The organism is Rufibacter glacialis (assembly GCF_008271745.1).
Lineage (GTDB): Bacteria > Bacteroidota > Bacteroidia > Cytophagales > Hymenobacteraceae > Nibribacter > Nibribacter glacialis.
Window position 1 is genome coordinate 216,663 of sequence record NZ_VKKZ01000023.1, and the last position, 19,905, is coordinate 236,567.

Consider the following 19,905-nt stretch of genomic DNA (forward strand, 5'->3'; position numbering starts at 1 on the left):
TTGCGCGTCAGAAGATTAACCTGACTTAGATAACCCGTTTATGGACGCTTTAGGAAGACATATCCTGGTGGAGTTTTACAACTGCTCGCCAGAATTGATGAACGATGTTGTACATATTGAGAACAGCATGGTGGCCGCCGCTGAAACGGCCGGGGCCACGGTCATCAACAGTACCTTTCACCATTTCTCTCCCTATGGTGTGTCTGGGGTAGTGGTTATCCAGGAAAGCCACCTGGCCATCCATACCTGGCCTGAGTTCGGCTATGCCGCTGTGGACCTTTTTACCTGCGGCGATTCCGTGGACCCCTGGGTTTCTTACAATTACTTGATTGAAGCCTTTGAGGCCAGCCATGGCTCTTCCATGGAATGCCTGCGGGGGCAGCAGAGCCTTTTAAAGCGCACGGATTTCACCGTGGAGGCCCGCGACTCTGGCCAGCAGGTGACGCCTATTCCCCGTATCAAGCGGGATGTGTGGTTCACGGAGCGCGACGAAAACATTGCCCTTTCCTTAAAACACACCGGAAACCAGCTCTACAAGAAACAGTCGCCCTACCAGAAAGTGGAGGTGTTTGAGACCTTGGCCTACGGCAACATGCTTACCTTAGACGGCATGGTGATGTGTACCCAGAAAGATGAGTACGTGTACCACGAGATGATCACGCACGTTCCGTTCTTCAGCCACGGCAATGTAAAGCGTGCTTTAGTAATAGGCGGCGGCGACGGCGGAACGGTGCGGGAGCTGCTTCGGCACGAGAGCATTGAGGAAGTGGTATTGGTAGAGATAGATGAACTGGTGATTGAAGCCTGCAAGGCCCACCTGCCGGAGACCGCCAGCGCCTTTGACCACCCAAAACTTAAATTACTCATTGAAGACGGCATCAAATACATTCAGGAAGGTGCTGACAGCTCTTTTGATTTGATCATCGTGGATTCTGCGGATCCTGTTGGCCCCGGCGAAGGCTTGTTCACCGCTGAATTCTACAACCAGGTGTACCGGTGCCTGACTCCTGAAGGCGTCATGATCACCCAAAGTGAATCGCCTAGGTTCAACACCAAGGTGTTCGTGGAGATTTTTGATACGTACAAAGGAATATTTGGGGCAGACAACGTGCATTGTTACCTGGCGGCCATTCCTACGTATCCCACTGGTACCTGGAGTTTTTCGTTCTGCTCTAAAGGAAGCGTGCACCCCAAGAAGTTCAACCAGGAGGCGGCTGCGGCTTTCTCCCGCACCCAAGGCTTACGCTACTACAATGAAGACATCCACGGGGCCGCTTTTGCCCTGCCTAATTTCGTAAAAGAGTTACTTTCTTCTAACCAATAGTTGTATGAGTTTGAACATGCCTACCATGTGCGATTCCAAGCACACCAAGATCACCTCTTTTGACCAGAACGGGGTGGGGGAAGTGGGAAGCGGCCTGTTTGGCCTCCCTTTTACCCAGGAAGAATCTGAAATCGTGATTTTTCCCATTCCCTGGGAAGTAACCGTTTCCTACAACGCCGGCACCGCCGAGGGCCCCGCGGCCGTGCGAGACGCCTCGCCCCAACTGGACCTGTTCGATCCGGAGTTACCCAACGCCTGGCACCTGGGCATCCACATGCCGGCGGTTCCGGAAGATTGGGCGCAGGAAAGCCAGCGCCTGCGTGAGAAAACGGAAGCGTACATTGAATTTCTGGAAAACGGCAGCAAAGGGGACAGCGCTATCCATGAGGCAACCATTGAAGAAGTAAACCAAAGAGGTGAGGCTTTGCTGCAATGGTCCAAGAGAGAAACCCTGGCCTTGCTGGAACAGAACAAGCTGGTAGGGGTTTTAGGCGGAGACCATAGTACGCCGTTGGGCTTCATGCACGCTTTGGCGGAAAAACACGAGGAATACGGCATCTTGCAGGTTGATGCCCACGCCGACTTGCGTGATGCCTATGAAGGGTTTACCTACTCGCATGCCTCCATCATGTTTAATGCCTTGAAGCTGCCCCAGGTGAAAAAACTGGTGCAGGTAGGCATCAGAGATCTTTGTCAGGCAGAAGCGGAGTTGGTAGATCAGTCTAATGGCCGCATCACCACCTTCTATGACAGCAAGATCAAAACCAAGATGTATGAAGGAACCTCGTGGCGCAAGCAGTGCAAGAAGATCATTGCGCAGTTGCCCCAGAAGGTGTACATCAGTTTTGACATTGATGGCTTAGACCCCAAGCTTTGCCCAGGTACGGGAACCCCGGTGCCCGGTGGGTTTGAGTTTGAGGAGGCAGTGTACCTGATCAAGGCCCTGGTGAAATCAGGCCGGGAGATCATTGGGTTTGATTTATGCGAAGTGGCCCCCGGTGACACAGAGTGGAACGGAAACGTAGGCGCGCGCCTGCTCTATAAACTCTGCAACTGGATGGCCGTATCACAGAAACGCTTAGAAGCTTCGCATTAACCTTAAACCACACAACATGGGATTTATCCTCAAGATCATCCTTACCGGTTTCATTGCCATAGTTCTGGCCAAGTTCTTCCCCGGGGTCAAAATTGACGGGTACAGCACTGCTATTCTTTTTGCCTTAGTGTTGGCTATCCTGAACGCCGTGGTACGGCCTATTTTGGTTATCCTGACCATTCCCATCACCTTTTTAACCTTGGGCCTGTTCTTGCTGGTGATCAATGCCATTATCCTGTATCTGGCAGATTATCTTCTGAGCGGGGTTGACATCAGCGGCTTGTTGACGGCGATCTTGTTCAGCTTGGCCCTGTCAATTGTCACGGCCATTTTAGACGCAATTTTCTAAAAACAGCCCCAAATTGAGGAATCGTGGGTAGCCCGGAAGCAATTCCGGGCTATTTCTGTTGCTGGGGTTTGAGGCGAAAGGATAAGAGCCGATTTTGCCGTATTTTTGTGAAAAGACATTAAAATGGGAGTTAAGGAAGCACGGGAGGTTCTGAAGCAGTTTTTTGGCTATGATCAGTTCAGACCGGGTCAAGAGGATATCATTGGAAACGTTCTGGCAAAACGGGACACGGTCGTGCTCATGCCTACCGGCGGCGGAAAGTCAGTGTGCTATCAGGTGCCGGGGCTGGTGCTGCCGGGTTTATGCGTGGTGGTGTCGCCCTTGATTGCTTTGATGAAAGACCAGGTGGAGGCCCTGCTGGCCAACGGGGTCAACGCGGGCTACCTCAACAGCTCCCAAGCCGCCAAAGAACAGCAGTTGATTGAACAGCAGTGTTTTGACGGCCGCCTGAAAATGCTCTATGTGTCGCCGGAGAAGCTTTTGTCTGCCGGTTTCTTTTCTTTCCTGAAGCGCCTGGAGATCAGTTTGTTCGCCATTGACGAGGCTCACTGTATTTCGGCCTGGGGCCATGACTTCCGGCCAGAGTATTTGCAGCTCAAAAACCTGAAGCTGCAGTTCCCGGAGGTGCCCATCATCGCGCTCACCGCCACCGCCGACCGTCTCACCCAGAAAGACATCCTTACCCAGCTGTACCTACAGAACCCCCGGGTCTTCATTTCCTCTTTTGACCGGCCCAACATCCACCTGCAGGTGCAGCCGGGGCAGAAGCGCATGGAGGCCATCTTGGATTTCCTGGAGGAGCGCCCGTTCCAACCGGGCATCATTTACTGCCTCAGCCGCAAGGCCACGGAGTCTCTGGCTGCCAAATTAAAGGAAAAAGGTTTTAACGCCGATTATTACCATGCCGGCCTGTCTGCTAAAGACCGAGACAAGGTGCAGGAGAAATTTCTGCAGGACAACATCCAGATCATGTGCGCCACCATCGCCTTCGGCATGGGCATTGACAAATCCAATGTGCGCTGGGTTATCCATTACAACCTGCCCAAGAACCTGGAGAGCTATTACCAGGAGATAGGAAGGGGAGGCCGCGACGGGGCTCCGGCTGAGGCGTTGCTATTTTACAGCCTGGCGGATGTGATGACCCTGCGGGATATTGTAACCCAGGGCGACAACAAGGAACAGGCGTTGTCATTGGCCAAGCTGGACCGCATGCAGCAATTTGCCGAAAGCACCAGTTGCCGCCGCAAAACGCTCATGCACTACTTTGGCGAGGAGTTTGACCGGGACTGCGGCAACTGTGACATCTGCGACAATCCGCCAACCTCGTTCAACGGAACCGAACTGGCCCAGAAGATCCTTTCGGCGGTAGCCAGAACCAAAGAAACGGTCGCCTCTGCGCAAGTGGTGGATATTCTGCGGGGTTCACGCAACCAGTTGACCATTAGCCGGGGCTATGACCAGTTGAAGACCTTTGGGGCCGGCCGCGAGGTGCCGTCGCAGGATTGGCAGCGGTATATCCATCAACTCATCAACCAAGGCATTCTGGAAGTGGCCTATGATGAGCACGGCGCCTTGAAGCTGACGAATGCCAGCCAGGAGGTGCTGTTCAGGGGCAAAAAAGTGGAACTGGTAAAATTCCAGGCACCGTTGCCCAAAGAAGAGAAAGAGAAGCGGCAGAAGAAAAGCAGAAGCGGGGTGGAGAATGCCTTGTTTGAGCACCTTCGGCAACTCCGCAAACAATTGGCCAATGAACGCAACATTCCGCCGTACGTGGTCTTCACCGATAATACCTTGCAGGAAATCGTAGAGCAACGGCCTACCAATAAACCCGCCTTCTTGGCAATATCAGGGGTGGCGCAGGCGAAGTACGAGCAGTACGGGGAGATCTTCATCAACGCCATTCTCAGTTTCCTGGCCCAACAAGCCGACCAGCAGCAGGCCCGATTGAAAGGCACCACCCACCTGGTCACCTATGAACTCCTGCGCCAAGGGAAAACCCCAGAGCAAATATCTGAACAGCGCCAGGTTCAACTGACCACCATTTACTCGCACCTGGCTACTTTATACCAGCAGGGTTATGAAGTGGACTTGAAGCCATATCTGGCAGATTGGGAGTACAGCCGGGTGCGCGAAGCCATTCTGCAAACCAAACAGACAGCGGCCATGAAACCCATCTTTGATTATCTGGAAGGAGAGATTGATTACATGAAAATCAGGCTGGGGATTGGCCGGTTCAATAAAGAGAATAGTTAAAACGGGTTTGACCTGAAAGAGAATCGTTTTAGCTTCTATTTCTGAAAACAGGCCTAAAACGAAATATGTGATCAAAAAGAAAGGCCCGCCAAAATGTTGGCGGGCCTTTCTTTTTATGAAACCTGAAAGATTATTTCAGAGCGATAGGATCTGGTTTACCGTCTGGGTCATTGTTCACGAACCCTTGGGAATTAACTACGCCTCCGTTCACGGCCAGGATACCAGCTACGTGCGGGGCAGCAAAGGAAGTACCAGAGGCATAACGGTAACCGCTGTTGGTTCCAGTGGTCAGTACATCAGTACCAGGGGCAGAGTAAGTAACAGAGGCGCCATAGTTAGAACTAGGGCTGAAGTTACTGTTGATGTCCATGTTAGAAACCACGTACACGTTAGGTGCAATGATACGGGCCGGAGAATCCACTACACAGTCAATGTAGCTGTTTCCTGAGGCTACCGCGAAGTAAACTCCTTTGGCGGCCGTCTTCTTGATCAGGTCATCCAACATGGTAGAGGCATTTACCCGAAGGCTCATGTTCACCACATCACCTGGTTTGGCGTTAGAAAACACATGGTTCACGGCAGAGTAGATACGGGTAAGGGTACCATAGCCAGTGTTGTCAAACACTCTAAGAGCTACAATAGTAGCATTGGCGGCAACCCCAACTACTCCTTCATTGTTGTTCTTCGCGCCAATTACCCCGGCAACGCTGGTACCGTGGCCATAGCCATCTTCAATAGACACATCGCCGGAGATAAAGGATTTGCTGCGGGCAATGTCTACGTTCAGGTCTGGGTGGTTAGACTGTACGCCAGAATCAATTACCCATACCGTTTTGCCGGTACCGTCGCCGTAACCTACCCGGGCAACGCCCCAAGGAATAGATTGCGTAGAAGTGGTAGAAGTGGAAGTAGTAGTGTTGGAGGTAGTAGTGCGGCTAGAAAGTGAAACTGTTGAACCCATTTTAGAGCCTTTGCCCAGCATGATGGCTTGCTCTGGTTCAATGAAGGCCACGTTCTGGTCGGCTTTTAATTTTTGGATCTCATCTTCGCTGAAAGAACCGGAGAAGCCATTGATGGCGCCTTGTAAAATTTCACGGGCACGGCTCAGTTCCAGACCGTTTTTGCCTAACACGCGCTCCCTAACGGCAGAGCTGGACAACGCGTTGTTGTTTTTGAGGATGACAATGTACTTCCCTGCAATCACTTTTGAGGAAGCGGAAGGATCAACAGGCGCTTTAGTAGCTACCTCTTCCATTAAGCCATCCTGCTGGCAACCTGCCATTGAAAACACAGAGGCCAAGGCAAAGAAAGACACCGCTTTCTTGAACGAAGATGAATTCATAAAATAAGAATTAGTAAAATAAAATCATATAATTTCTTTTTTCTCCACCACCTAGGGGGATTCATTGGTAAAGTGTTCAAATGTACAAAATAATCCAAATGCCCTCCAAGGGTTTATATAAATAATAGTTTGATAATGATGAGAACATAGAAGTATCTTAATTCTTATATAATTATATAAATCATGGTATCTGGTTGATCATTAGGTCTTTTTTAAAGGTGGTACTTAAAGAAAGAAAAATAATTAATTCTGGAACAGAATCAGATGCCAAAACTGTTAGTTATTTGCTAAAGAATTAGTACTTTTACTTTTCTTAAAAATAGACAAACAGACATATGCTCAGCACTAATCTCAAATACCTAAGAAAGCAACTTAATCTGACCCAGGTACAGCTTGCCGAAAAGCTGGAGATTAAGCGATCCCTGATTGGTGCCTATGAAGAGGGTAGGGCAGAACCTAAACTGGTCACCCTGGTGAAGATGGCGCAGGTGTTTAACTTGTCAGTAGATGAGCTTATCAATCCAGATTTGCCTAATACCGCCAAAGGTGGAGGAGGCCGTCGTCAGCCAAATGTCAAGGTGCTCTCCATTACGGTTGATGCCCAGGACAGAGAAAATATAGAATTGGTGCCGTACAAGGCCAGTGCAGGTTACCTTAATGGGTATTCTGACCCTGAATTCATGGAAGAGCTTCCTAAGTTCAGGCTTCCTATGATCCAGAGCCCGGGCACGTACCGCGCTTTTGAGATCAAGGGAGATTCCATGCTGCCCATCCCTTCGGGAACGGTGATTGTGGGCCGTTATGTAGAAAACTGGCAGGAAATAAAAGACGGAACCCCCTGCGTGGTGGTGAGCCTGCAGGAAGGGATCGTGTTTAAACGCATCTACCACCAACAGAAAGAAACGGCATTGAGGCTCCATTCAGACAACCCCAGCTATGAGCCATACACCGTGGCTTTGGAAGATGTGGTGGAACTGTGGGAAGCGAAAGCCTACATCAGCACTACCTTCCCGCTGGCGGAAATCTCCCTGGATAAACTAACCTCCTTGGTACTTGACCTGCAGCAAGAAGTAAAGAAACTAAAGACGGCCAAGTAAAATCTTATCGTCAAAATTAAACTCCGGTTCGGCGTTTAGGGGTTGTTTTAACCAGAACAACCCCTAAACGCCGAACCTTTTTTATATAGGAAAGGCATTATAAACCTCCGGCACGTGGGTACGTATTTAATCAGGAACCCAAAACGTCAATCATATGATAAAAGTGATTCCCGCCTCTGAAAGACACCATGCCACCCATGGCTGGCTTGATTCATATTTCCTCTTTTCCTTTTCTGATTATTATGACCCGAACAACGTGCAATGGGGGCCATTGCGGGTTTTCAACGATGATTACATCAAAGGGAACAGCGGGTTTCCTGAACACTCCCACTCAGAAATGGAAATCGTGACCATTGTTCTGGAAGGAGAAGTCACCCACTCAGACAGCTTGGGGAACAAAACGGTGATCAAAGGCGGGGAGGTTCAGCGCATGTCTACCGGTACGGGTGTCAGCCATTCAGAACACAACCATACAGAAGGGGAGTTGCACTTGTACCAACTTTGGTTTATCCCTAATAAAAAGGGCCTGACCCCTTCCTATGAGCAAAAGCCCATTGATTTCACCGGGGAGAAGAATCAGTTGATTCCTTTGGTGACCGGGCAGAAAGTACTGGAAGATGTGGTGTTCATCAATTCCAATTCCACCATTTACCACGCAAACCTTAGCGAAGGGAAAGAAATCGACTTCAAAACCTTCCCTATTCGGAAAGGCTTGATCTATGTGACTTCCGGTGAGCTCTTTGTAAATGGGATCCAGGTGCAGAAAAACGACCAGGTACGGTCAGCCGATGTAGACGCCCTTCGTATCCAAGCCACTGCTGACAGCTCCTTCCTTCTAATAGACTTACCTGGAGTAGAAGCAAATTACTAAGCATTTTACCCATTAAAGGGGAAGACGGATCTTTTTCCAAAGGTCCGTCTTTTTTTTGTGGGTAGAGTTTCTTGGAATAGGTATAGTAATGGTAAGGTTCAAGAATGAAACTCTTATGTAATCTTTCAAAGGCATAGCTATTAGCATTAAAGGAATAGTGATAATCCCTCGTTTAGCGGAAGATGGAATCAACCAGCTTCCTGATGAAAAATCATCCATCTGCTGAACTAAAGGAATTACAATTGCTGCTATAAGTTACCCTAATCTGGCAACTTAAAGGTTGGTCCTTCCTGCTTTAAGAACCAAATGCTGGTAAACATAATAGGTTATTTTAAACTGAAAAGGCAGTGACGGCTATCAAGTTAACCGTAACTGCCTTTTCAGTTAAGTACTTTTATAAAGGTTTTACCCTTCCATACCGTCTGCCACGTTTTCTTCCTTCAAGGTATCACCTTCTAGTAAACCCAACGCCACCGAAGAGGTATTCTGAAGCCATTGCGTCTCCATGGTTTTGCTGGTGCGGGCCCCTAATTTTTTCAGGAGTTCTACCTTTTTGAGCAGGTTGCCATTTCCTTCAGAGAGCTTGTTCATGGCAGCCTGGTATTTCTGTTGGCTCCGGTCAAGATTGACCCCAATGTCTTTCAGGTCTTCTAAGAAATTGGCGAATTTATCGTACAGCTTTCCGCTTTCCTCCGCAATCCTTAATACGTTGCGTTTCTGGCTTTCCTGTTTCCAGACACTAGCCACCGTGCGTAGGGTTGCTAGAAGGGTAGAGGTGGTGACAAAGACGATGTTGCGGTCCAAGGCCTCCAGGAAAAGGTCACGATCCTGCTGGATGGCCAAATTGAAGGCCGGTTCAATGGGAATATACATCAGCACGAAATCCGGGGAATGGATACCGTGCAGGTATTGGTAATTTTTGCGGCTCAGGTCAGTGTAGTGGTTCCTGATGGACTGGGCGTGGCTTTTGAGGTAAAGTTGTTGCTGCCCTTCATCTTCACAGTTGCAATAGGCATCATATGCCACTAAACTTACTTTTGAGTCAATGATGAGATGCTTGTTGTCGGGCAGGTCAATGATGACGTCTGGCCGGAAAATCTTAGCATCGTCGTGCTGTAAAACCTGTTCGCGGCGGTAATGCACGTCCCGTTCCAGGCCAGATTTCTCCAGTAGGTTCTCCAGCAGGTACTCGCCCCAATTCCCCTGGGCTTTTTTCTCGCCCCGTAACGCTTTGGTCAAATTTACCGCATCCTGGCTCATCTGTTGGTTCAGGCTGGCCATGTAGGTGATTTGTTCCTTTAGGGAAGTAGTGTCTTTCAGGGTTTTTTCGTAGGTCTGCTCTACTTTACTTTCAAACTCCTTAATTCGTTCTTTCAGGGGAGACAACACCTGCTCCAGGTTTTCAGCGGAGGCCTTCCTGAAGTGCTCAGCATTGGTGACCAGCACCTGGTTAGACACCTGGGTGAACTGCTGCATGAACGTTTCCCGAAGATGGGAAAGCTCAGCCCGCTCATCTGACAGTTTCTGTTTGAGGTGGTAGATGTCATTCTCGGCCCGGGTTACTTCTGCGTGCAGCTCCATGACTTTGCTGTTCTCCCGCCGAACCTGTTCCTGCAGCTTAGCGGTTTCTGCCTGGGCGGCTTCCTGTTGCTTTAAGGCCACCACGCGGTCGCCTTCCAGGTTCTGCAGCTGAGTCTGGAGCGCAGCCAGTTTTGACCGCACCATGAAATAGGTGATGATGGCGCCAAGCAGAAAAGCCAGCAGGGAAAGCGTGATGTCCATAGGAGTGAGGCTGGTTAACAGAACCAACACTTAAAGATAAAGCAAAAGTGCCCTTTCCTAAAATTTTTCGCAAATAGTAATAGGGTTAGCAATGGGTTTCCCTGTCTTTTTATGAAAAGAAGGGCAAAAGCAGGAAATTCCTGTTTTTCTAATTAAAAGAGCGGTTACTTAAGCAGGAACCTGGTATTAAGAGAGGAAGGGTTTCCTAAATAGGTTTCCCTCTCTGTTTTTGCTAAAGGTTGGGAAACCAGGCGGAAAACGGAATGAAGTACCTATCTTGAAGAAAGCAAAATAAGTGTCCTGTTACGTGTGGAAAGGTCTGCTTTAAGCGTTACCTTTTTAAAAGAACCATAGACTTCTATATTGAATAAATTTATCCTCTATTGTGTTGCCCTTTACATTTACAACTTTTAAAAAATTTATCCGCCGGCGGCTGTATGAGCCGGTGTTGGAATTAGTCAAACAAGGAGTCACGCCGCACCAATTGGCTTTGACCATTACGTTGGGCGCTGGCTTTGGCATGGTTCCCTTCCTGGGGCTTACTACCATCCTTTGCACTTTCTGGGCTTTGCGGCTGCGACTGAACGTGGCTTTTACCATTCTTATTGGGTATTTGATGCAGCCGGTGCAATTGGCGCTGTACGTTCCCTTCGTGGACCTAGGGCAGACCATTTTCCCGGTTACTCCTATTCCTTTTTCCCTGGAGAAACTGAGCTTGATGTTCCAATCAGACTGGCTTCTGGCTTTGCAGCAACTTTGGTTCGCTAATCTGCTTGGCGTGGTGGCCTGGCTTTTGTGCAGTATTCCTTTAGGAGTGGCTATTTATTTTTTAAGCCGAAAGATGCTGTACCGTCTGTTGCCTGCCCAACCTGCTGCCTAGGTGAGGCGCCCATATTTTTAAAGAAGCCAATCATTTACCTCTTTCTTTGAAGTACCTTATTTTCTGAGGCACTAAATCCCTGGTCCTGGAACCCTAATTTAAGCCCGGTGGCGCCGTAACAGGACCTTCGGGCTTTTCTGTGGAAAGCCTTTGCTGGCAGGAGGCTAGCACTATTCATCCTTTTCCTTAAAAAGCAGGTGAAGACTTCCTGTAGGAAGGCACTTTTATTATTAGCCTTAGGAAGGAACAATCATAAGTAAGGTTTAGGGCCTGATTTCTCAAAAAGGGCCATTAAATAAAACTTCGGTAAAAGGTTTTAACTGTAGAAGCGTCTTTGGTGGAATGGGAGAAAAAGGGCTTTCTTCAGACATCTACCTCACATTGCCCTTCTTCTTTAGAGATGTGATGGAAAGCTTTACGTGAGAGACAGCTTATTTTTCTTGGTTACTTTACCAAATTGGCAAACTTGTTTTAAGGCTATTTTTATTAAAACAGCCTTAAAACAAGTCCTCAGGAATAGGAAGCTGTAGACTACCCTCGGGCGCAAATGCTTTTGTAGGCGCAGTACTGGCAGGTTTCCAGGTCATTGGTTTTCCGGATAGGGTCTTGAGGGTCCAGCATCCGGATGACCAGGTCCTTGAGGAGGTGCTCTGAGGCTTCTATGAAATCTTTTGGTTCGCCCAAGGCATCTACGAACGGAAGTTCAGAAGTCAGTACCCCAGCACCTAAATTCCGGAAGGAAATGATACCCGCCTCAAAGTCATATTGGTTCTTGGGCAGGTTCAGGACTTTGCTTTCCAACAAGCTTCCCTTCTGGATTTCCTTGGCCAGAATGTACCGGTAGAGCCACAGCTGGCGCACCTTGTCCAGGTGGCGGTCATGAAGGAGCGTCGCCTCCAATTCCTCAGGGGCTACTTTCAAATGGCGGGCCTCTACTTTGCCGGTTTTGTAGTCAATTACGCGCAAGGTGCGGCCACTGAGGTCAATACGGTCGGCTTTGCCGGCAATGCGCACGGGTACTTTCTCACCTGAGGGTAGTTTCACCTCCAGGTCGGTGAGCAGGGTTTCTTCCAGTTGAAGAATGTAAAGTGGCAGTTCCTCTGACTGCAGCAGGCTTTCCAGGTAGCGGGTGAGTAGTTGCACGGCCACCTGGTACAGAATCAGGTTCATGCCTTGCTCCGGTAGGTTGCCTAAAGTGCCGCGTTTGAACTCCAGCTGTACTTTCTTCGGCAGCGCATCGATCATCTGCTGCACATCCAGCTTCTCCAGCGGACGGGCTTCCTCGGCGAAGGGCCTGAAATAGTCTTCCAGCACCTGGTGCACGATAGTGCCAAATGTGTCAGCGCCTACCAGCTCGTCTATCTCGTCTACCTCTTCCAGCTTGGCGATGCGGCTGAAGTAGTATTGCAGAGAGCAGTTCACGAACTGGTTCAGGTGCGATGGGTAAAGGCCGCGTTTCAGCTGCTCTTTTAGTTTTGCCAGCACCTCGGCGTCTTTCTGGATGATGATGTCGGGCTCGTACTCTTTGGTGTCCAGTTGCTCTACCACGGCGGTCATCTCGGAGAACGTGATGTTGGGGTTGCGCGGGGCCAGGTCATGTTGCAACTGCAGCAGGAAGCGGCTTTTCTCGCCGGAACCGTAGGTGTCTGAAGGAAGCACGTAGAGCAGGTTCACGCGTTTGGCCCGCTGCAACAGGCGGTAGAAATAATAGGAGGTGATGCTTTCCTGCTCGGCGTAAGTGGGCAGCCCGAAGGTGCGCAGCACATCAAACGGGAAAAGCGAATTCTGCTGCTTGGGCTGGGGCAGCACATTCTCGTTCACGCTCAGGATGATGAGGTTCTCAAAGTCCAGGGCGCGGGTTTCCAGCATCCCCATGACCTGGGTGGGCGAGATAGGTTCCCCGCTGAACGGCAGCTTGGTATTGCCAATCTGCTCATACAGGAACTTCTTGAAACTACGCACCGAGATCTTGTGCTCACGGCAGTCAAAGAGTGAGTCCAGCCGCTTTACAATGGTGTACAGAATGTAGAGGTACTCCGTTTCAATGGGGTTTTCAGATTCTACCCGGTAAATGCGGCCCAGGGCATCTACCAACTGGTACAAGGTGTCAATCAGGTCGGTGCAGTCGTCCCAGGTCCGAAAGAGGGTGATGAACATCGGGTGTTCCCGGCCCAGCCGGATGATTTCTTCGGCGGTCAGCAAGACGCTGTTGCGGGCCACCATCTCATCCAGCACGTGCTGAAACAGGTCCAGATCCGTTTCCCGCTCGGCAATGCTGTTCAGGTACTGCTCATACCGGCGCAGAAAGGGGTGCTGCAACAGTTTGGTCACGGCCAGGTGGTGGTAACGGTTCACCTTGTAGCCGGTATCTGTGGGCTGCACCACGCCGGTAAGGTGCACGTCAAAGAGAAGGTCTACCAGGTTGAACAAAGGCGTTCCTTTAAAGGAGAGACCCATGGTCACGTTATAATCAGAGACCTCATCTGAAATAGAGTGCAAGACCGGCAGGAGCAGGGTTTCATCGGGCAGAACGATGGCGATCTCCGCGGTAGGGTCTTGCTGCCGGATCTCGCGCAGCAGTTGCCCGGCAATCTTGCCTTGCATGCTGGCATTGGCCACGCCAATCACGTTGATTTCCTTGGTGTCGGTGAGCAGCAGGTTCTGTTGCCAGTTCCATTCGGGCAGCGGCCACTTGGTTTTGTAGCGCTTCAGAAAGTGACCGGCCCGTTTCTCAGCCTCCGGGGCCATGTAATACTCATCTGAATCAAAGAACACGTCGGCTTTGCCCGCCTGCAGCAAGGTGTGGATGATCTTCTGCTCGGCCTTTGACAGCGCGTTTAACCCAATGAAAATGTAACGGTAAAAGCTTTCGCTGCTCTGCGCAATGTCTTTGATGCGGTCAGAGACCATACGGAAGGCCATGCCGGTATAGGCCTGTTTATCTTTCGCGAGTTTCTCCTTCAGCGCGAAATAGGTGCGCTCCAGATTGGCCCACAGCTGAAAGTATTGCTTCACGTTGCCCGTAAGGGCGCTGCTGCCCGGCTTGGAGGGATCCCACCGTTCCAGTGCCTTGGCCTCACTCACGTATTCAAACACTGCTTTGGGGTCGGCCAACTCCATGTCCATGCGCGAGAAATCTTCCAGCAACATCGCCGACCACCCCACAAACTGGTCAAAATCCAGCTTCGGGTCAAAGCGCAGCAGGAGGTCATAGAGGTCCAGCTGCAAATGCAGGGGTTCCAGCACATCCACCTGGGCCATGTTGCAGACAAAATCCTCCATGGAGTAAATCTGCGGCGACCAGATACCGGTAGGAGCGGCTTGGGCCAAGGCGTTCTTGAAGTACAGCGTGGCCCGACGGGTAGGCAAAACAATGCACAGATCGCTCAGACGGTCTGTGTATGTTTGGTAGATATGTTCAGCGGTTTGCCGCAGGAAAGATTGCATGACGCGGTGAGGAATCTGGTAAGAAGATCAAGAAGCAAGATACAACGTTTTCAGGCGGTATTTTTGAAAACAGGCCAAAAGCAGCCCAAGAGTGACAGGAAGGCCTTTGAAGGTTTCTGCTGGCAGAACTTCTTATAACATGCCCGTACAACAAGGTAAAACCGAGGGGGAAGCTTATGAGCCGATATGCCATTTCTGATATTCATGGATGTTTAAAAACCTTTAGGTATCTGGTGGAGGAGGTGATCCAACTAAAACACAAGGATGACCTTTACCTATTAGGGGATTACATTGACCGGGGACCAGATTCTAAGGGGGTATTGGATTACATCATGGCCTCACAGAAAGAGGGCTATTCCATTCACGCCTTGTGCGGAAACCATGAAGACATGCTGCTGCAAGCCCGCGAAGATGCCCTTTACCATACTACCTGGATGTTGAACGGAGGAAAAGAGACCTTGAAGAGTTTTCAGGCGACTTCCCTTCAGGAGATTGGGCCCGTTTACTGGGCGTTTTTTGAAAAACTGGACCTTTTCCTGGAGCTGGACGATTACCTGTTGGTGCACGCAGGATTCAACTTCGCCGCCGCTGACCCTTCTTCTGACCGCCATACCCTTTTATGGGCCAGGGATTTCGAGGTAGATCCCCAAAAGCTAGGCCACCGTAAGGTCGTGCACGGACACACCCCAATCCCCCTAGAGCAGATGAAAACCTCACTACAAACCCCGGTGGATTCCGTCTTAAATATAGACGGGGGCTGCGTTTTCAAGAGCAGGCTTGGCTATTTAGCTGCCTTGAATTTAGATACGCTAGAACTTAAATTTACCCCAAATAGGGAAGAGGGGTAAATCCAGGTCCCGAGGAGCCAAGACCTCACAGGTTTTGGAAACCTGTGAGGTCTACCGCCATTTCCCACGCATCGCCTGTTCCAGCCTTTCGCTTGAGCGCCTAGCACTCGACCGCCCCTGAGCGGCAGTGAAGTGGGCGGAGTAGAGGGCACAGCGTGAGGGCGGAAGGCGGGGCCTCGCGGCCGTGAGCGCTTATCTGCAGCTATGCAAAGAGCCGCACATGGATCAACGCTGAAAGCGGAAATGCCAGGGGAGTAACGAAAGGCGTGCACAAAACCTCCTTATGAGCAAAAAAGCCGCAGGAAGAGGCATAAGAGGTGTATGATGTGAACATCAACAACAGCGGTACACACCAGTGAAGGGTTTTTCATCTGCGACCGTGAGACAAGGCAGTGCCTTGTCTCTACCAAGAACCTGTATTGAAAAAACATCCTTCTGCGCCCACCAGAAACGCCCCATATTTAAGCCAACTGGCTACTGCTGACGCAAAGCCCCCGCCCGCATAACTCTAAAAGCTGACTAAAAAAATAGCCCCAGGAGAAACCTGAGGCTATGTATTCGCTAACTCTGTACCGGGTGCGGTTCCTGCAATTGGAGCAGGCGGCCCGTGAATGCCCTGGTTTCCTCACACAACTGCGGATTTTTGGCCAAGGACATGCCATAGGTGGGAATCATCTGCTTTATTTTCTCCTTCCATTCAGGAGAAGCGGCTTTCTGCGGGAAGCATTTATGGATGAGGTCTACCATGATAGACACAGCCGTGGAGGCGCCAGGGGAAGCTCCCAACAAGGCTGCTACGGAACCATCAGCGGCACTGACCATTTCGGTGCCGAATTCTAAAACGCCGCCTTTTTTCGCGTCTTTCTTGATGACCTGCACCCGCTGTCCGGCAACTTCCAGTTCCCAATCATCGCCCTGGGCCGTGGGCACGTACTCCTTCAAGGACTGCAAACGGTCTTCCGGCGACTGCATGACTTGGTTGATGAGGTACTTGGTGAGCGGGATATTGGTATAGCCAGCGGCCAGCAAAGGCCGGAGATTGTTTACCTTGATAGAAAGCGGAAGGTCAAAGAAAGACCCTTTCTTCAGGAATTTGGTGGTGAATCCGGCATAAGGCCCAAAGAGCAAAGCTTTCTCCCCGTTGATCACGCGCGTGTCAAGGTGCGGTACCGACATGGGCGGGGACCCAACAGAGGCTTTGCCGTAAACCTTGGCCTGGTGCTGGGCAATAATCTCAGGGTTGGTACATTTCAGCCACTGCCCACTAACGGGGAAGCCCCCAAATCCTTTGCCTTCGGGAATACCGGTAGCCAATAAAAGGGGCAGTGATCCCCCCCCAGCGCCGATAAAGACGAATTTGGTGCGGGCTCTGCGTTTCTGTCCGGTGGTAAGGTCTTTGATGCGCACGCTCCAGTGGCCGTTGTCTTTGCGTTTGAAGGAACGAACCTCGTGGTTACGGAACAACTCCACGCCGCCCATCTCTTTCAGGTGTTTGAAGAGCTGCCGGGTAAGGCACCCGAAGTTCACGTCAGTGCCTACTTCCATGCGGGTGGCCGCCACCTTCTCGTTTCTGTTGCGCCCTTTCATGATGAGGGGCATCCATTGGTGGAGTTGGTCAAAATCTTCTGAGTATTGCATGCCCTGGAAAAGGGGCGAAGAAGTCATGGCCTGGTAGCGCTTGCGCAGGAAAGAGACATTTTTATCGCCCCACACAAAGCTCATGTGCGGTACGCTGCGGATAAAAGCCTTGGGGTCTGAGATAATGCCTCTTTCCACTAAAAAAGCCCAAAACTGGCGCGACTGCTCAAACCATTCGGCAATGACATCTGCTTTGGAGATATCTATGGAGCCGTCTGCCTTTTCAGGCGTATAATTGAGCTCACAGAAAGCAGAGTGGCCGGTGCCGGCGTTATTCCAGGCATCTGAACTCTCGGCTGCCACCTCGTCTAGTCGCTCGTGTATTTCTATTGTCAGATCCGGCTGTAGTTGTTTCAGCATCACGCCCAACGTGGCGCTCATGATGCCGGCGCCAATCAACACTACATCTGGTTCAGTTATTATCTTGTCCATGGTCTGCTGTTATATCTACCTAGAGTACGAAGAAACCAACAGAAAGTGTTTTGCCCAAATCTGGATGAACCTAAATAAAAAACGCCACTGCATGGGCAGTGGCGCTGATAAAGGAGGCCTTTATTTATTAATTGTTTTTCAGAAGTTTATGCACCGTTACTTCATCGCCCTGGTATACTCTTAGAAAGTAGATACCTGCCGGGGCATTCTGTAGGTTGTCAAGGGTGTAGGTGGCGGTTCCTGCCGCGTGCACCGTCTTCTGCTGCACCACCTGGCCGGCAGTGTTGGTAAGGGTGATCTTTACTTCAGCGGCTTCCTGTACGTTCAGCTCCAGAGAAAGAGTGGCTTGGAACGGGTTAGGATAGGCAGTTACTTTAGTAGCAGTCGTAGAACCGGCGTTCAGGTTTTTCACGCTAACTACTTTTGAATATTCCGTAGTGCCGTCAAAATCCACTTGTTTCAGGCGGTAGTAAGAGATACCGGCCAAAGGTTGGGCATCCTGGAAAGAGTAGTTCAAAGGCACGTTGCTGTTGCCGCCGCCTTTTACTGTCCCTATGGCGGTGAAGTTCTTGCCATCAGCGCTACGCTCTACCAAAAATGCTTGGTTGTCCTTCTCAGAAGCCGTAGCCCAGTTAAGTAGGATTCTGCTGCCTTTGGTCACTGCCGCGGTGAAAGAGGTAAGGCTAACTGGTAGCGCGGTACCCAGGTTGCAGTCTTTAACCGTTACTTCCATTTCCGCTGAGGTAGAGCCACAAGCGTTGGTAGCGGTGACCATTACCGTCAAAGGCTGGTTCAGAAGATATTCTTCCACGGCCACAAACACCGAGATAGTGCCGGTTCCTTCGCCTTCCATGATGAAGAACCCTTCTGGCAAAGTGTAGGAGTAGGTAGTATTAGCCGCCTCCTGGCCAACGGTGAAGGTGTAGAACTCATCTGCCACGTTGCAAAGTTGGGTAGGGCCTGTTACGGCAACCACTGGGTTCTTACACTCAGGAGCGGCAGTAGGAGTTCCTGCTTGTACCGTAGAAGCCATGGTGGCACCATTGGAGAAGCCCTCATCCATAATGGTGGTTCTGTAAGCCGACGGGTCATAGATGGTAAGGGATCCTTGGATGATGGCGCGGTCAGTGTTCTTGGAATAGCCTTCAATAGAGATAAAACCCGTCCCATTCAAAACAGCGCTGGCGGTATTGGTGAAGTCACCTTTTACTTTCAGGCTGCCATTGTTGGTTAAAACAGCCCCAGCATTTTTGTTTTCAAAAACGCTACCGCTATTGGTTTGCTCTAAAAGTGCATTGGCATGATTCACTACGGTAGCCTGACTGGAGATAAAGTTATTGGCACACACGAAGGTTCCCCAGTTCTGGAGGCTGGTCTGCACATTCAGATAGACACTGCTGGTGCTGAAGGTGCCGTAGTTTCTCAGGTTGGAATTTGATTTGTCAATAGGTGCCCCTGAGATATTCAGGCCGCCGGTTACCTTGATGTCGCCGTAGTTGTCTACAATTCCTTGGTTGATCATCAGAGCTGAAGCATCTCTTCCCTGAAGCAGCAGGTTGCCTCTATTGCTAACGAATGCACCACTGGTAAGTAAGAGGTTTCTGGTAAAGGTAAGGGTGGCGTTTTGGGCATTGGTGATGGTTACTTTCTCCAGGGTAACGGTGCTGGAAGTATTCAAAGTAAGGGTACCTGAGTTTCTGATAGCGCCTACCTTCATTTCTGGGTTTTCAGTGAGGATGGCAACATTGTGGTTGATGAAAAACCCTGAGTCACTACCATTCACGCCCAAACCTAGGTTTTTTAGGGTCACCCGGCCAAAGTTCTCTACCTGTGACCCGTTGCCTCTGATTCTCAATTTCCCGTTCATACCCGTGGAAAAAACACCTGTGGCAGCCACTCTGATTTCACCTCTGGAAGTTTCCCCTAACATGAAGTCATGGTTAAGGGCTACCGTGTGGTTAATCACGATGATTTCATTGTTGGCAGGAATTCTTCTTAGGTTCCAGGTATCAGCGCTTTCAAAATTTCCGTTCTTTACGGAAGTAATGGTCGTAGTCTGCGCCTGAGCCGCCAGGGTGATCAAGGCAAATAAAAGGATCGCTACCACCACTTTGTTGGACCAGAATGAGAGTTTCAGGCCTTTACGTGAAATTTGGAGTGGTGTGAGCGTGGTAATCATGTTCTTTAGAAAGTTATATTTCTTGGTGCAAATCATACTTCGGTGCTGTATAATTTGATGTTGCAAAGGTACCTGTATCCTTATTTGCTAAAGGAAGGTTTCGATGAGGGAGGGGTTTTAGGTGATGAATCGGGATTATTTAGGGTTAAGGAAATCGATTTCCGAAGTGAATGAGGTGAAATGCCCGATGAATGGGTGGAAATGCCCGATGAAGGAGAAAGAGATAATTTATTAACGAGAACTAATCCTCCTAAGAACTTTGTTGGCGACAGGTAAACCTAAATGGGATTATTTTTTACCCCTTGGAATTTGTTAGGGAAGAAGGCCCGGAGCAAATATCCTAAATGGTTCTGGTTAACTATTTGAG

Annotated in this window: 13 protein-coding genes; 8 read left to right on the forward strand and 5 right to left on the reverse strand. The window is 50.0% G+C overall.

Features of this window, described 5'->3' with window-relative positions:
* The first annotated feature begins 40 nt into the window (after positions 1-40).
* The 4 genes from speE (at position 41) to recQ (ending at position 5,022) form a co-directional block, all read left to right on the forward strand.
* On the forward strand, positions 41-1,324 hold the full coding sequence (gene speE, locus FOE74_RS16935; RefSeq protein ID WP_149099821.1) for a polyamine aminopropyltransferase: 1,284 nt from the start codon (positions 41-43) through the stop codon (positions 1,322-1,324).
* 4 nt (positions 1,325-1,328) lie between these two features.
* Positions 1,329-2,420, forward strand: a complete 1,092-nt coding sequence (locus FOE74_RS16940) for an agmatinase family protein (RefSeq protein ID WP_225840861.1) — start codon at positions 1,329-1,331, stop codon at positions 2,418-2,420.
* 16 nt (positions 2,421-2,436) lie between these two features.
* Positions 2,437-2,769: a phage holin family protein gene (locus FOE74_RS16945; RefSeq protein ID WP_149099822.1), complete on the forward strand. Its 333-nt coding sequence runs from the start codon at positions 2,437-2,439 to the stop codon at positions 2,767-2,769.
* A 123-nt stretch (positions 2,770-2,892) separates the two neighbouring features.
* A complete protein-coding gene (recQ, locus tag FOE74_RS16950; RefSeq protein WP_149099823.1) occupies positions 2,893-5,022 on the forward strand; it encodes a DNA helicase RecQ in 2,130 nt (709 codons plus the stop codon).
* A 130-nt stretch (positions 5,023-5,152) separates the two neighbouring features.
* Here the strand turns inward: recQ and FOE74_RS16955 are convergent, their stop codons facing one another.
* A complete protein-coding gene (locus FOE74_RS16955; protein ID WP_149099824.1) occupies positions 5,153-6,364 on the reverse strand; it encodes a S8 family serine peptidase in 1,212 nt (403 codons plus the stop codon).
* Positions 6,365-6,699: 335 nt separating this feature from the next.
* Between FOE74_RS16955 and FOE74_RS16960 the strand changes: the two genes are divergently transcribed.
* Together FOE74_RS16960 and FOE74_RS16965 are read left to right on the forward strand one after the other, a co-directional pair.
* Positions 6,700-7,461: a LexA family transcriptional regulator gene (locus tag FOE74_RS16960; protein ID WP_149099825.1), complete on the forward strand. Its 762-nt coding sequence runs from the start codon at positions 6,700-6,702 to the stop codon at positions 7,459-7,461.
* A 154-nt stretch (positions 7,462-7,615) separates the two neighbouring features.
* Entirely contained in the window at positions 7,616-8,332 is a 717-nt protein-coding gene (locus FOE74_RS16965) for a pirin family protein (RefSeq protein ID WP_149099826.1), read from the forward strand.
* A 405-nt stretch (positions 8,333-8,737) separates the two neighbouring features.
* On the opposite strand, the gene rmuC is transcribed toward FOE74_RS16965, so the two are convergent.
* Complete coding sequence (gene rmuC / locus FOE74_RS16970; RefSeq protein ID WP_149099827.1) at positions 8,738-10,114, reverse strand: DNA recombination protein RmuC; 1,377 nt, start codon at positions 10,112-10,114, stop codon at positions 8,738-8,740.
* A 448-nt stretch (positions 10,115-10,562) separates the two neighbouring features.
* On the opposite strand from rmuC, the gene FOE74_RS16975 reads away from it, so the two are divergent.
* On the forward strand, positions 10,563-10,994 hold the full coding sequence (locus tag FOE74_RS16975; RefSeq protein ID WP_188686908.1) for a DUF2062 domain-containing protein: 432 nt from the start codon (positions 10,563-10,565) through the stop codon (positions 10,992-10,994).
* Between the two features lie 531 nt (positions 10,995-11,525).
* Here the strand turns inward: FOE74_RS16975 and FOE74_RS16980 are convergent.
* Complete coding sequence (locus FOE74_RS16980; protein ID WP_149099829.1) at positions 11,526-14,441, reverse strand: PD-(D/E)XK nuclease family protein; 2,916 nt, start codon at positions 14,439-14,441, stop codon at positions 11,526-11,528.
* A 176-nt stretch (positions 14,442-14,617) separates the two neighbouring features.
* Between FOE74_RS16980 and FOE74_RS16985 the strand changes: the two genes are divergently transcribed.
* Positions 14,618-15,289, forward strand: coding sequence for a metallophosphoesterase family protein (locus FOE74_RS16985; RefSeq protein WP_149099830.1), 672 nt, complete (start codon positions 14,618-14,620; stop codon positions 15,287-15,289).
* Positions 15,290-15,850: 561 nt separating this feature from the next.
* On the opposite strand, the gene FOE74_RS16990 is transcribed toward FOE74_RS16985, so the two are convergent.
* Both FOE74_RS16990 and FOE74_RS16995 read right to left on the reverse strand, forming a co-directional pair.
* Positions 15,851-17,359: a malate:quinone oxidoreductase gene (locus FOE74_RS16990; RefSeq protein WP_149099831.1), complete on the reverse strand. Its 1,509-nt coding sequence runs from the start codon at positions 17,357-17,359 to the stop codon at positions 15,851-15,853.
* Positions 17,360-17,486: 127 nt separating this feature from the next.
* Complete coding sequence (locus tag FOE74_RS16995) at positions 17,487-19,538, reverse strand: T9SS type A sorting domain-containing protein (protein ID WP_188686905.1); 2,052 nt, start codon at positions 19,536-19,538, stop codon at positions 17,487-17,489.
* Positions 19,539-19,905 lie beyond the last annotated feature (367 nt).

Bases quoted from the DNA above. Each gene is read 5' to 3' on its own strand.
- speE (WP_149099821.1), top strand. From the start codon at position 41: ATGGACGCTTTAGGAAGACATATCCTGGTGGAGTTTTACAACTGCTCG.
- FOE74_RS16940 (WP_225840861.1), top strand. From the start codon at position 1,329: ATGAGTTTGAACATGCCTACCATGTGCGATTCCAAGCACACCAAGATC.
- FOE74_RS16945 (WP_149099822.1), top strand. From the start codon at position 2,437: ATGGGATTTATCCTCAAGATCATCCTTACCGGTTTCATTGCCATAGTT.
- recQ (WP_149099823.1), top strand. From the start codon at position 2,893: ATGGGAGTTAAGGAAGCACGGGAGGTTCTGAAGCAGTTTTTTGGCTAT.
- FOE74_RS16955 (WP_149099824.1), bottom strand. From the start codon at position 6,364: ATGAATTCATCTTCGTTCAAGAAAGCGGTGTCTTTCTTTGCCTTGGCC.
- FOE74_RS16960 (WP_149099825.1), top strand. From the start codon at position 6,700: ATGCTCAGCACTAATCTCAAATACCTAAGAAAGCAACTTAATCTGACC.
- FOE74_RS16965 (WP_149099826.1), top strand. From the start codon at position 7,616: ATGATAAAAGTGATTCCCGCCTCTGAAAGACACCATGCCACCCATGGC.
- rmuC (WP_149099827.1), bottom strand. From the start codon at position 10,114: ATGGACATCACGCTTTCCCTGCTGGCTTTTCTGCTTGGCGCCATCATC.
- FOE74_RS16980 (WP_149099829.1), bottom strand. From the start codon at position 14,441: ATGCAATCTTTCCTGCGGCAAACCGCTGAACATATCTACCAAACATAC.
- FOE74_RS16985 (WP_149099830.1), top strand. From the start codon at position 14,618: ATGAGCCGATATGCCATTTCTGATATTCATGGATGTTTAAAAACCTTT.
- FOE74_RS16990 (WP_149099831.1), bottom strand. From the start codon at position 17,359: ATGGACAAGATAATAACTGAACCAGATGTAGTGTTGATTGGCGCCGGC.
- FOE74_RS16995 (WP_188686905.1), bottom strand. From the start codon at position 19,538: ATGATTACCACGCTCACACCACTCCAAATTTCACGTAAAGGCCTGAAA.